We start from the raw sequence: 12456 nt of genomic DNA, 5'->3' as shown, positions 1-12456 counted from the left end.
ATCACTTGCAGTGATGGCCAGCCTTTCTTTTGGCATGATTGCTGTACCGCCTGCCTTGGCGCAACAGGCCGATCGCCCCTTGCTGGCCGAGGGGCGCAAGACCGTCTATCAGCGCGTTCTTACCCGTCCGGGTGCGGTGCTCTACGCGGCCCCTGATGGTTTGTCGACGCGCGCCTATCCTGCGTTTCAGCCGCTTTACGTCTATGGCGTGACGCCGGGTTGGTATCAGGTCGGCCCTTCCATTTCCTCCGGTCCCGAAGGGTGGGTTCAGGCCGGATCGGTGGTGCAGTGGAAACAGAACATCGTGGCGGCCTTTACCAACAGCGCAGGGCGTGAACGCCAGGTTCTGTTCCGTTCGGAGCAGCGGTTGCGCTGGCTCATGGAGCATGAATCCCTGCGCGAGATGCAAGCGCAGATACTGGGCGAGGTAGCATCGGGTCAGGTGCCCGAAAGCCGGGAAATTGTTGCCGCCGAGCCGTCTGTTTTTGTCAATATCGTCGATCAGCTTTACCTGATGCCGATCCTTGATTTCGCACAGGACCTGCACCCCTTGAACTATGAGGACAATCTACTGATGAAAGTGGCCTCGGTTCCCTTGCGCGAGGGGGCGGAACCGGGCAGCGCGAAACCGGAAAAATTCGATGCCGGGATCGTGTTCGTCTTTGACACTACCCAGTCGATGGAACCCTATATCGCCCGCACACAGGCCGCGGTCGAGCAGGTGGTGCGCGATTTGCAGGGCACCGAAATCGGGGACCGCGTGCATTTCGGTGTTGTGGCCTTTCGTGACAGCACCGATGCCGCGCCGGACCTGGAATACCGGACACGCACCTTGCTGCCGCTGCAGCGGCGCAAGGATCAGACGCCCGTCGTGGCCACCATTCGTGCGGCAACCCGCGTCGCATCGGTCGACTCCCCGGGGTTCAACGAAGACAGCTTTGCCGGCGTCGAGGATGCAATCGACCTGACCGATTGGGCGGCGGGCGGCGACGATCCGTTCGATGCGCGGATCGTCATCCTGATAACCGATGCCGGCCCCAAGGACACGCGCGACCCTAATGTGCGTTCGGCCATCGGGGCCAAGGAATTGCAGCGCACGGCGCAGGACAAGGGCGTGGCCGTCATGACATTGCATCTCAAGACGGACGCGGGCGGGCCGGCGCAGCATGCCTATGCCGCCAACCAATACCGCGATCTGTCGCGTTTTCACGATGAAACCTATTATTACGGGATCGAAAAAGGATCGCCGCAGGCCTTTGGTGAAACTGTGACCCGGCTGGTGACGGCGCTAACCGACGTCATCCGCGTCGCCCGAAACGAAACCCGCGTGCTCAGTGATGAGGAAACCGGGCCCGAGTTGGTCAATCTGGGTCTGGCGATGCAACTGGCCTATCTGGGGCGCGAACAGGGCGCGAATGCACCTGATGTCATCGAAGGGTGGGTGTCGGAAAAGGCGGTCGAGGATCCCACGAAACTGGCCATCGAACCGCGGCTTCTTGTCACCAAGAACGAAATGGCCACCATGGCGGATTTGCTGGACAACCTGTTGACACTGGGTGAGCAGAGCCGCGGTGCCGAGGATGCCGCGACCTTTTTCACGCAGGTGCGCGACGTGGTCGCGCGGATGGCGCAGAACCCTGACCGGCTGGTAAACACCGACAGTGACACCCTGGGCGGCGCATTGGAATTTCTTGAGGATCTTCCCTATGAAAGCCAGTTGATGCTGACGACCGAGGATCGCTGGGCGCAAAGCGCGATGAACCGTCGCCAGATACTGGACGGGATGCGCCAGAAGCTGACGCAATACCGAAAATGGCTGCTTAATCCTCAGGTTTGGACGCCACTTTATGATGGCGCACCGGATGGCGAATATGTCTTTGCGATGCCCTTCGATGTCCTGCCCTGAGCACTGATGGCGGTGGGGCTGCACATCCGAACCGGACAGATCGCCCTGCGCGATGGCGACAGGGCCTTTCGGTTGGAAATCCCCGAACTCGACCTGCCCGCCGGGCAGGCGGTTGCACTGACAGGGGCAAGTGGTTCGGGCAAGACGCTGGTTCTGGAACTGCTGGGCCTGTTGCGGGCCCCGGATGCGGGAACCGAATACGACCTGACACATGAAAATGGCGGGACGACGGACCTTGCCGCATTGTGGGCGGCGGGGCCGCGGTCGGGCGAACTGGCCCGCACGCGCGGCCGGGTGTTCGGGTTCGTGCCCCAGACCGGGGGGCTGATGCCATTTCTGTCGGTTGCGGAAAACATTGCTCTGCCACAGCGCATCGCGGAAAAACCCGACCCGGCCTGGAGCGCGGCCCTGCTGGAACGTCTGGGCCTTACAGACATTCTGACGATGATGCCCGGAGCGCTTTCCATCGGTCAACGCCAACGCACGGCGATTGCGCGCGCCTTGTCGCATCGCCCGCCTTTTGTCATTGCAGATGAACCCACCGCCGCCCTGGACCCGGGCAGCGCGGATGTCGTTCTGAACCTGTTGCTGGAAACCGCGCGCGATCAGGGATGTGGTGTGATTCTGTCCTCGCATGACATCGACAGGATGGAGCGGTTCGAGATTCCGCGCCTTGATCTTGTTCCCGAGGTAATGCCGGATGGTCAGATCGTCAGCCGTTTGGAGGTCACCGCATGCTAATCGTGCAACTGGCATGGCGCGACCTGATCCGCGACCGGTTTTTCCTGGTCTGCAACGTGGCCGTGATGGTTGGCATACTGGTACCGTTGCTGGTCTTGTTCGGGGTCAAGAACGGGGTTTACAGCGCATTGATCGGTGAAATGCTGGCCGACCCGGCCAACCTTCAGATCGATACGGCAGGCAATGCCACCCTGAGCGAAAGTGACCTGGCGCCGCTGCGCACCTGGCCCGAGATCGCGTTTCTGACGCCCAAGGTGCGCAGTCAGTTCGACTATATGAACGTGCGCGCCAAGGACGGGCGCAGAATGCAGCCGGCGCTTGTCATCCCGACCGGGGCAGGGGATCCAACCCTCCCTGCGGGGACAGTGCTGGGCCCGGATCAGGTTGCGATCAGTGCGCAACTGGCCGCGCAGCTGGACTTGCGGCCGGACATGGAGATTCAGCTGATCAGCCAGGCTGAGGACCGTCCCCGGCAACTGGTCCTGCCTGCACGTGTCGGGGTGGTTCTGCCTGAAACGGCCACGGCGGGCCGTGCGGTGCTGGCCCCGTTTGTCACGCTGGACACGATCGAAGCGTTCTATGACTCCTACAGCCTGCCGGAGTACGGGATCGAGGGCACCCGCGATCTGGACACGCGCGTCGCGGCCTATGCCGGAGTGCGCGTCTATGCGCGCAGGCTCGAGGATCTTGCCGCGCTGCAGGTCCGTATCGAACGACAGTTGGGTCTGGGAACCTCGGCTCGCACCCGCGACGTGGAATCCCTGCTTGGATTGGGGCGCAAGCTGAACCTTGCGCTGGCGGGTACGGCGATCCTGGCCGCGCTGGGGCTGGGGGCGGCGCTGGTGTTGGGCTTCTGGTCCGACGTGGCGCGCAAGCGCTCTGTGCTGGCGGGAATCGCCCTGCTGGGCGTGCCCGGTCGGGCGCTGGCGATGTTCCCGGTTGTCCAGGCGCTGGTCACGGCCCTGTTGGGGCTTGCGGCGTCATTTCTGCTCTATGCTGTGGCGGCGCGTGCGGCGGCGGCCGTTTTCGGCGGCGGTTTGCCCGGCGACGCGCCGCTGGCAATTCTGTCGGCGGGGCAGGTCGCAGGCATTGCGGCGGCGGTTCTGGTTTTGGTGGTTGTGGCGTCGGGCGTCGCCGCCTGGACCGTACAACGGCTGGATCCAGCCAGCGTTCTGCGCGAGGCTATGTAATGCGTTTGTTCGTCCTGTCCGCTCTGGCCGTGTTACTCGCCGCCATCGGGGCCGCGGCGCAGGAGTGGCCGCGCGATCTGTTCGACCCGGCGGCACAGTCCGAGCCTTCGGATTTGATCCTGCCCATGCCTTGCGGGGCGGCGATGGCCTTTCAAAAGGTCACCGTTCCGGTCGAGGCTGGCGACCCGCTGGCCGACCGGCGTGTAAGGCTGGGGCAGACGGACGAAAACACCGGGTATTCCGACTATCTGCGCCCCGAATTTCTGCGCGGCCCCTTTGGCGACGAACACGGTGAGACGACGCATTATTTCATCGCCCGGTACGAAATGACACGCGGCCAGTTCCGGGCTCTGCAGGGGGATTGTGCCGCGCCGACCCGGACCGACCGGATTGCCCAGGGCGGGCTGTCCTGGTTTGACGCGGTTCAGGCGGCGCAAACCTATTCCGGCTGGCTGATTGCCAACCGACCCGATGCCCTGCCCATGGCCGATGGCGTGCCTGCCTATGTCCGCCTTCCGACCGAGACCGAATGGGAATATGCAACCCGCGGCGGGGCGCGGATCGAACCGACGATGTTTCCGGGGCGGACCTTTTTTGGCGATGGCGACATGAAATCCTTTGCGCGCCATCAGGCGCCGGGGTCGTCGCGCGGCAAACTGGGTCCTGTCGGGGCGCGCCAGCCCAATCCGTTGGGTTTGCTTGACGTCTATGGAAATGCCGAGGAACTGATGCTGGGTCCCTTTCGCCTGAACGCCGGAGGGCGTGATGGCGGGCAGGTGGGGGGGGTCGTCACGCGCGGCGGATCGGTCCTGTCGACAGCCGATCAGATCTATAGCGCGCAGCGCACTGAATATCCGCCCTATGACGTGACGACCGGTGCGCCGCTTGCCTCGCCCACATTCGGGATGCGTCTGGTGCTGGGCACGCATATCACCACGTCGGACGCCCGTCTGCGCGCCATACGCGATCGGTGGAGCGCCCTTGCCCAGGGGGATGACCCCGAAGGCGACATCGACCCGATGACGCGGCTTTCGCGCCTGATCGAGGCCGAGGTCGATCCGGGGCGGCGCGATGCTCTGAACGATCTGAAGCTGGAATTGCGCCGCTCGCGCGACCGGGCGCAAACCGCGTTGCAGCAATCGGCCCGCGCCACGTTGCTGTCCGGTGCTGTTTTCGTCGAGGCGTTGGACAAGAATGCCGCCGAAATCGCTGCCAAGGCTTCGAACATCCGGATGCTGATCGATCTGCAGCGCGCTGGCAACAAAAGTGCGATTTACGCACGCCAGGTCGACAAGCACGTGGCCGAGATCAGCCAATTGCGCCAGACGCAATCAACGTTGCTTTTGTCGCTGCGCGCGACCCTTGAAACCCTGAGTGGTGATACCGATCTGCAGGTGCGCAAATCCGCCTATGACGTGCTGAGCGAGGAAATGTCGCTGTCCGGGCAGGACAGGATCGGGCGGATGCTGAAACGGTTCTGGGAGGATCTGGGGATTTATTCGGACCGTCCCGACATTGATGCCGCCGACCTGCTCAAGGTGGTTTTGAGATAGGCGAAAAACGTATCGTGTAAGCAGATTCCGGCCAGTTTCACGCATGCAAACCGCCCCTGTCGCATATCACATTGTGATCAGGCGTCAGGCATGAAACCTTGACTTTTCGCCACAGGTTTGTTCGTCTGATGTTCTATCTGACGAAACAATTTGTAAACGATGTGAAACGCCATCCGACAGGGCACGCGATGGAGTTTGGTACCGGAGGGTATTGAGATGATTAAACGAAATCTATGTGCTTCGTTCGTGGCTGCCAGCATGGTGATAGTGCCGGTTGAGCGGGCCCAGGCCGATGAAGGCGCCGCCTTGCTGGGTGGTATGCTGTTGGGCGGGATTATCGTCAACGAAGTGAACAAGAACAAGCAACGCCGCGCGACGACCACGCGGACAACGACCGTGCGCCGTTCGACCGGAAATTCGGCTGCATATACCGCACAGCGGGCGCAGAACCGCCAGGTTCAAACCGCGCTGAATTATTTCGGCTACAATGTCGGGACGGTTGACGGCTCGATCGGGCGCCGCAGCCGCGCGGGCATTTCCCAGTATCAGGCGCAGATGGGGTTCCAGCCTGATGGACAACTGGACGACTACGAGCGTGACTTCCTTTTGGGTAGCCATCAGCGCGCCTTGGCCAGTTCACATGTCGCCCCCTATAACCAGATCATGGCGACGCAGGGGCCCGGTGGTTTGCTGCGTACTTATCGGAATGAACAGTTGGGCATTTCGACGACAGCTGCCGTGCAACCGACCACACCAGCCCCCGCGCCACAGACAGCACCTGCGCCCCAGCCACAGGTCGCCGCCCGGGCCGACAACGCGGCTCTGCCGTCCTTTACCTTTGGGCAGGTCGACCGATCGGTGAATGAGCATTGCAATGAAATCAACGTGCTGACGGCGGCCAATGGCGGCATCACGACGACCGGACGTGTCTCGGACGCGGAATTTGTCCTGAACGAGCAATTCTGCCTGGCCCGGACCCATGCGATGGCCGAAAGCACGTCCATCGTGGCAACGATTCCGAATTTGACGGACGCCCAGATCGAGGAGCAATGCAGTGGCCTGGCCCAGGTGATCGCTCCGCAACTTGAGGCTCTGCCGACGTCACGCCCTGACATGGTGATCAGTGACACGTCGGCCTTTCTGCAGGAATCGGGTCAACCGATGGCGCAGTTGATTTCGGCTGGCAAGGTCTGCCTTGGAGTTGGATACCGGACAGACGATGCGCAGATGGCGCTGGCCTCGGCCGTTATGCTTAGCTCGGCCGGGCAGCTTGGATATGGCGAGGCTGTCAGCCACCATATGCGCGAGGGGTTCGGCACCACGCAAACCGATGCGCAGAAGGCGGGCGCATGGATGACGCTGGCACTGGATGCCGTGTCCTCGACAGCCGGCGCCGCGGTGATGGGACAATCGCCTGATCGTGTGGCTGTGTTGCAGGACGCGATGAGCGGCGGACAACAGGGCGGGGGCGTTGCAAAGCTTCCTTCGTTCCCGGCGCCGTCCGGAAATTAAAGCGGTCTTACAAAATACAGAAAACGCCCGCCGTCATGGCGGGCGTTTTTCGTCTGGAAATCAAAATGGCCATTGAAATCGCGATTTGATTTGACCCGGGATTACACCATCGCTTCACACTCACGCCGCAATTTCACGGCGTTCAGGCTCTCATCGATTTCGACATCATCATAGGTCAGGATGGTGTCGACGGGGACATCGCGGATCAGCTTGATATCGCCGGTCAAGCCCAGCGGCAGGGCGCGCATCGGCACCGAGACCCGGCTGGGGCGCAATTGCCCTGCAACGCAGTAGCCGCCTTCGCCATCCAGCATTTCACCCGCCTTCATGTCTTTCTTTGACACGGCGACAACGTCTGACCGGAACTCCTTGCTGGCGCCTGTCGCCTCCTTGCGGATGCCAACCGATCCGACGCTCAGGCCCAGTTCCAGACCGATCAGGTGAAAACGCTTGAAGTTGCAATAGTAAAGACCACTGTCGTCGGTCGACACCATGTATTCTTCAAAGCAGTTTTTCTGATATTCAGACGTGGCTTTTACCACGACCCACACGCCCTGGCGGATGTCATTCGGGATCATCGAGCCATCGTCCGCGATGCTGGAAATCACCTCGACCATCCCGGCCTGTTCCAATACGCCGCCCTCATCACGGGGCCGCATCAAGGTTGCGATGTCGTCGATTGAGCCTGACGGGTAGGTCAGCCCATGCGACGGCGCGTTCAATCCGGTGGCATTGGAAATTGCGGCACTTTCGATGGCGGGTTTGGTGCCGTCGAGAAAGCTGTTGAACATCTTTGGGTTCAGGCGCCCGCGTTCGGCCTTTTCCGCGGTTACACCCCAATAATCCCAGATCGTGTCTGGTGTGGAAAAGCGGTATTCCGGTTTCCACTTGTGCCCACGCCCCGCGGCCGCAACCTCGAACCCGCAGGTCCGCGCCCAATCCACCAAATCCACTGTCATGGCGGGCTGATCGCCGTAAGCCTGGCTATAGATCACGCCCGCGGCTTTCGCCCGTGCAACCAGCGCTGCACCACAGACAGCGTCCGCCTCAACCGTGGCCGAGATGACGTGTTTGCCCGCAGCGAACGCTGCCAATGCATGATCAATGGCGATCACCGGATTGCCAGTGCATTCGATGACGATATCAATACCGTGGTGATTGATCATCGCCATGGCGTCCTGCCCGACATGCGTCGCCCCGGATTGAAGGGCGGCGTCCATAGAAGACGCCTCAAGGTGCTCTGCCGGCCATCCCGCATAGATCATGTTGGATTTCGCGACATCGACCCTCAGGTCCGCAACGCCGACCACATGGACGCCCGGAATACGTTGGACCTGTGCCAGAAACATGGTGCCAAACTTGCCCGCGCCGACAACGCCCACGCGCACCGGGGTGCCCGCCACTTGGCGTTCCTGAAGTTGTTCGTATAGGCCCATCAGTGTTTCCCTTTTTACGGTGCGGTTTTCCCGCGATCAACGCGGATCGCATGCCTTGCCAAATTGAACGGGAGCGTCCCAGTTAACTTGGCTTTGGTCAAGTCTGGGCCGACGAGGCGGGATTTGAACGGGTTCTTTGCAGCGCGCTGAAAACCGCACAGCATGGGCGTGCAGATCGTAAGACGAAGTCTGTTGGGAAAAGTGGCAGCCCGTAGGGGAATCACACAGGACTAAATGTAGAACATCCGCTTTCACGACTTCAATAATAACAATGACTTACGAAATCCCGGATTCCCTCTATACAACATGTAGTTGGGGGTTGATTTGGGGGCTACTTTTCGGCTAGGGGTTCGATTACCCGAAAGCGAAAGGTGACGCCATGGGCCAGCTAAAAGCCGCCGAACTGCAAGGACTCCCCCCGAAAAAGTACCATGACGGCGAAGGGCTGTACTTCGATAAGAAGAAGCGCGGCGCGTCGTGGCTGTACAAGTACACCCTGAACGGCGCGGCGCGCGAAATGGGGCTGGGCAAGTTCCCGGAGATACCGCTTTCGAAGGCGCGCGAACTGGCGGCAAAGGCGCGGGGATTGAAGGCGGAAGGGAAAGACCCCATCGCGGAACGTGACGCCGTCAGGCGTCAGGGTATCACCTTCGATGACGCGGCGCGGGAATATTGGCAAGTGCACTGCCAGCACTATGCCAAGCCGTCGAACTGGATTCGCGGGATGGAAATAAACGTCTTCCCGCATGTCGGGCGGAAGGCGGTTGCGGACCTGACGCCGGATGACCTGATTAAGTTCCTGAAACCTATCTGGGGGCAGGAAAAGACCCGCAAGCTAAGGCAGTGGATCAATGCGGTAATCGGTTATGTGTCAGTAGACGACCCACGAGTCGACCGTGACCTAATGGCGCGAGTTGCGAACCGGCTAGGCGCACAGAACATCAAACATGAAAACCATCCGTCCGTCCCGTGGCAGGACGCCCCGGCGCTGTGGTGCGCGTTGCACGATACGGCGGTTGGGCTATCCATGAAATTGCTTATGCTGAGCGCGGTTCGTGTGAACTGCGTCAGCAGTGCCGAGTGGTCGGAATTTGACTTCAAGGAAAAGGTTTGGACCATCCCGGCGGGGCGGGTCAAACACTGGAAGTTCGTCTATCGCGTCCCCCTGACGGGGGATATGATCGACATACTACGCACAGCGCGCCGGAAGTGGGGCGACAATGGCTACGTATTCCAATCCGAGCTATCGAAGAGCGGGTACCTGTCAAACAACGCGCATCGCCTGTGGCTTCACAAGTACGACTGGAAAGACGCAGACGGACGCCTTGCCACTGCCCACGGACTGCGGACAACGTTCAGGAACTGGTCGGATGACGTCTACAAGATCGACTGGCACCTAGGCGAGCACATCATCCAGCACATGAAAGGGCGGGGGGATCGCGACCAGCGCGCGTATCTGCGGACTGACCAGATAGACCGACGCCGGGAAGTTCTGGAAGAGTGGGGCGCGTATCTGCGTAGCCTTGCTGAGGCGCGTTACCGCCGGGATAAGGCGCGGGCGGCACTGGATGACGTCGCCGAACTGTCCACAGGGCGGACAAAGCGCGAGGTGCTAGAATGGGCGCGCGCGGACATGGTGGACGATAGCTAGGCTAGTTGTGCTCTGACATTGTGGGGGACTATGGGCCGCTAACGCGGCCCACCATCAAGCCGCGCCCACCGCACCGACAAGACACCGACCAACCGAGACACCGATCTAGCGAGACGTCGGGCGGGGGTGTAGGTGGGCAGCGATACAGCGCCACAGCGAGACGCCCGCCCATCGGGACAGGGATGCACCGCCACGGCGATACAGGTAGTCCCCGCGTCAGCGGGTGGCCTGCCACGGTGGGGTGTCCTATTCCTCGTGACCCGTTTTGTGACCTCCCCTTGACTCTGATTCGATCTTGCTTCATAATCAATCACAGAAGTCAAGATAAAAATTGCAAGCCCGCCTAACAGGCAGGTGGCGCAATCCCATCCGCCGGGAATGGCAGTACGCGCGCTGCGCCGAACCTCTGGCACCTCACAGACAGAATAGAACAAGAGAGGCAAGGCAGTGGCCTATTGCATCACATCCCGCGCCGTGGGTGAGGCCCTAGGCGTATCAAAAAACTCGGTGACCAACTGGACGAAAGGACTCCCCCGTCAACGCGCGGAGGGCGTGACGGCGTGGCAGTACATGCGCCTTGCGGACCTCGTGCCGTCCATCAGGGCGCGCCGCCTGCGTGGCCTGTACGGTGACGATCTAGCCGCACTGGTGGCGCTGGATACATCGAAGGACGATCCTAGCACGCCCCTTGGCGATGACGCTGACGCCCGCGCTGCGGCGCTGATCGAGACGTTTACCGATGACGAAAAGGAACGTTTCGCGCGCATCTGTAAGTGGGCCGGTCAGGGCGCGACGTACAGTCTCTGGAACAAACAGCATCTGTATGACCATGGCCGCGCGCTGGCGTTGCTGACGCTGCGTCCCGCGCCTCTGGCGTACATCCTTTGCGCCCATCGCCGAGACGATCTTCCCACCACCCGCGACGGGTGGGCCGAATGGATGGCGGCACATGTCGTCAGTGTCGCCACCCCCGCCGAACTACGAAAACTAGCAAGCTAACTACCTATCGGAGCAATCAAAATGAATCTTCTTACCATCAACAACGCCATTGGAATCTTGGCGCAGTGCCGCCCCGGCGGCGCAGTCGCTGGGATGCACATCGGCGAGGAACTGGCAATCGCGCTGGACACCGTCCAGCCCGTCGCAGGCCGCTACACCGTTGACCAGATCGCCGCAGCGATGACCGAGACCAAGGCGGGCGGGCTATCTCACGCCGAACGGCTGGCATTCGAGGCCGTGGCCGCAGCCCGGAACGGGGGCTGACATGACTGAACAAGAATTTGACGCCATGCCCGACGCGGACAAGGTCCAGTTCCTTGGTGCCGCGCTGATCGAGGCAAACGAGGCGCTACAGGTCGCGAACGAACTGAATCAACAGCTACACGAATTCAACGGCGAGCTACTCGCCGCAATCAAGGGGGAGGAGTCCCATGTCTGAGAAGCTGGAATCGCTCATTGAAAATTTGAGCACGAAAGAGGCCGCGCGGCTCATGACCGTGGCAAACGAAATCAGCGCCGCCGCCCGCGCCGAATTTGGCATGGATGTGCCCCTTGATGACATTGCCGCCCTTGTGCAAGTCCGGGACGCGGTCTTCCACGGCGGACTCGATGACATGGACGTGTCGAATGCGCTGTACAATCTCAAGGCCAATAGCGAGGCCGTTCGCGCCCACCTCGCCAACAGCGAGGGCCTTGCAGCCGCCAAGATGGGTGGCGCTGATCCTGAGGCCACCGAGCTAACAGCGGAGACCTTGGCAGGCGTCCGGAATTTGCATCTTCGCATGAAGCTGGCGCGGCAACATGGCATTGGCCTGCCTGCGGAAGCTGATCGCGGACAACGCCGCCCGGACGCCGCCCGGAAGGACGTGGGGTACGAGTCCGTTGCGCAGACCATCGAAGACGCGATTGCCCGCATGAATCGGGCGCGGGGGATCACATGAACGTTGTAGAGCTAGTCCGCGAAGACGCTGAAACGAAGGCGCGGCGCGTGGGACGGCAACGCAAGTGGCAGCGTGCCGAGAAGGTGTGCCGCGACATGTCCGACCATGACCACGACGAAGAGGAGTCGCGCCTCATTTTCGAGGCCCGGAAGCTGGCCCGCAAGCTAGGGCTGAGCTTGGCCGGGATCGGTGACCGGTGGTCACGATCTGAGCCGCTGGACCTCGCCGCAGACGGCATTTTCTCCGAGTACGCGGCTGGCGTTCGTAAGGAGTCTGAATAATGCCGCCGCTTGGAACACTCTTTGACCCGTGGCGCGACCTAGTTGACGCGCTGGGAATGTTCGCTGCGAACCATCCGGGCGAGGAACTGACGATGACGGAAAGCGACGTCCGCCGGATCACCGGCATGGGGCTGGCGATACGCCCAGCCTTCAGAGAGGCGGGATGGCTGAATCCTCGCCCCGGCGTTTGGGTGCGGCCCGCTTAGCAAGAATGCCGCCGCGCTTACGTCCAGTGGCGAGGGAATA

Annotated in this window: 13 protein-coding genes; 12 read left to right on the top strand and 1 reads right to left on the bottom strand. The window is 61.5% G+C overall.

Features of this window, described 5'->3' with window-relative positions; translation table 11 throughout:
* The first annotated feature begins 34 nt into the window (after nucleotides 1-34).
* The 5 genes from ACXYMO_RS04815 (at nucleotide 35) to ACXYMO_RS04795 (ending at nucleotide 6902) form a co-directional block, all read left to right on the top strand.
* Complete coding sequence (locus ACXYMO_RS04815; protein ID WP_458877519.1) at nucleotides 35-1906, top strand: vWA domain-containing protein; 1872 nt, start codon at nucleotides 35-37, stop codon at nucleotides 1904-1906.
* Nucleotides 1907-1912: 6 nt separating this feature from the next.
* Nucleotides 1913-2647 (top strand): ABC transporter ATP-binding protein, encoded by a 735-nt coding sequence (locus ACXYMO_RS04810; RefSeq protein WP_458877518.1) that lies wholly within the window; start codon nucleotides 1913-1915, stop codon nucleotides 2645-2647.
* Nucleotides 2641-3837 (top strand): ABC transporter permease, encoded by a 1197-nt coding sequence (locus tag ACXYMO_RS04805; RefSeq protein ID WP_458877517.1) that lies wholly within the window; start codon nucleotides 2641-2643, stop codon nucleotides 3835-3837. Before ACXYMO_RS04810 ends, ACXYMO_RS04805 begins: the two co-directional genes overlap by 7 nt.
* Nucleotides 3837-5390: a formylglycine-generating enzyme family protein gene (locus ACXYMO_RS04800; protein WP_458877516.1), complete on the top strand. Its 1554-nt coding sequence runs from the start codon at nucleotides 3837-3839 to the stop codon at nucleotides 5388-5390. Before ACXYMO_RS04805 ends, ACXYMO_RS04800 begins: the two co-directional genes overlap by 1 nt.
* A gap of 246 nt (nucleotides 5391-5636) precedes the next feature.
* Nucleotides 5637-6902, top strand: coding sequence for a peptidoglycan-binding domain-containing protein (locus tag ACXYMO_RS04795; RefSeq protein WP_458877515.1), 1266 nt, complete (start codon nucleotides 5637-5639; stop codon nucleotides 6900-6902).
* A 101-nt stretch (nucleotides 6903-7003) separates the two neighbouring features.
* Here the strand turns inward: ACXYMO_RS04795 and ACXYMO_RS04790 are convergent, their stop codons facing one another.
* On the bottom strand, nucleotides 7004-8338 hold the full coding sequence (locus tag ACXYMO_RS04790; protein WP_458877514.1) for an NAD(P)H-dependent oxidoreductase: 1335 nt from the start codon (nucleotides 8336-8338) through the stop codon (nucleotides 7004-7006).
* Between the two features lie 379 nt (nucleotides 8339-8717).
* On the opposite strand from ACXYMO_RS04790, the gene ACXYMO_RS04785 reads away from it, so the two are divergent.
* The 7 genes from ACXYMO_RS04785 (at nucleotide 8718) to ACXYMO_RS04755 (ending at nucleotide 12416) form a co-directional block, all read left to right on the top strand.
* The gene (locus ACXYMO_RS04785; RefSeq protein WP_458877513.1) at nucleotides 8718-9989 is read left to right on the top strand and encodes a tyrosine-type recombinase/integrase; all 1272 of its coding nucleotides are present in this window, start codon (nucleotides 8718-8720) and stop codon (nucleotides 9987-9989) included.
* Between the two features lie 552 nt (nucleotides 9990-10541).
* The gene (locus ACXYMO_RS04780) at nucleotides 10542-10988 is read left to right on the top strand and encodes a hypothetical protein (RefSeq protein ID WP_458877512.1); all 447 of its coding nucleotides are present in this window, start codon (nucleotides 10542-10544) and stop codon (nucleotides 10986-10988) included.
* Between the two features lie 21 nt (nucleotides 10989-11009).
* The gene (locus ACXYMO_RS04775) at nucleotides 11010-11252 is read left to right on the top strand and encodes a hypothetical protein (protein WP_458877511.1); all 243 of its coding nucleotides are present in this window, start codon (nucleotides 11010-11012) and stop codon (nucleotides 11250-11252) included.
* Between the two features lies 1 nt (nucleotide 11253).
* Nucleotides 11254-11427 (top strand): hypothetical protein, encoded by a 174-nt coding sequence (locus ACXYMO_RS04770; protein ID WP_458877510.1) that lies wholly within the window; start codon nucleotides 11254-11256, stop codon nucleotides 11425-11427.
* Nucleotides 11420-11929: a hypothetical protein gene (locus ACXYMO_RS04765; protein ID WP_458877509.1), complete on the top strand. Its 510-nt coding sequence runs from the start codon at nucleotides 11420-11422 to the stop codon at nucleotides 11927-11929. The genes ACXYMO_RS04770 and ACXYMO_RS04765 overlap by 8 nt, the downstream gene beginning before the upstream one ends.
* Entirely contained in the window at nucleotides 11926-12210 is a 285-nt protein-coding gene (locus ACXYMO_RS04760; RefSeq protein ID WP_458877508.1) for a hypothetical protein, read from the top strand. The genes ACXYMO_RS04765 and ACXYMO_RS04760 overlap by 4 nt, the downstream gene beginning before the upstream one ends.
* A complete protein-coding gene (locus ACXYMO_RS04755; protein WP_458877506.1) occupies nucleotides 12210-12416 on the top strand; it encodes a hypothetical protein in 207 nt (68 codons plus the stop codon). Before ACXYMO_RS04760 ends, ACXYMO_RS04755 begins: the two co-directional genes overlap by 1 nt.
* Nucleotides 12417-12456 lie beyond the last annotated feature (40 nt).

The sequence above is a fragment of the Arenibacterium sp. CAU 1754 genome, from assembly GCF_054482635.1.
The sequence above is the reverse complement of the archived record's forward strand: the minus strand, read 5'-3'. Positions and strand labels throughout refer to the sequence as shown.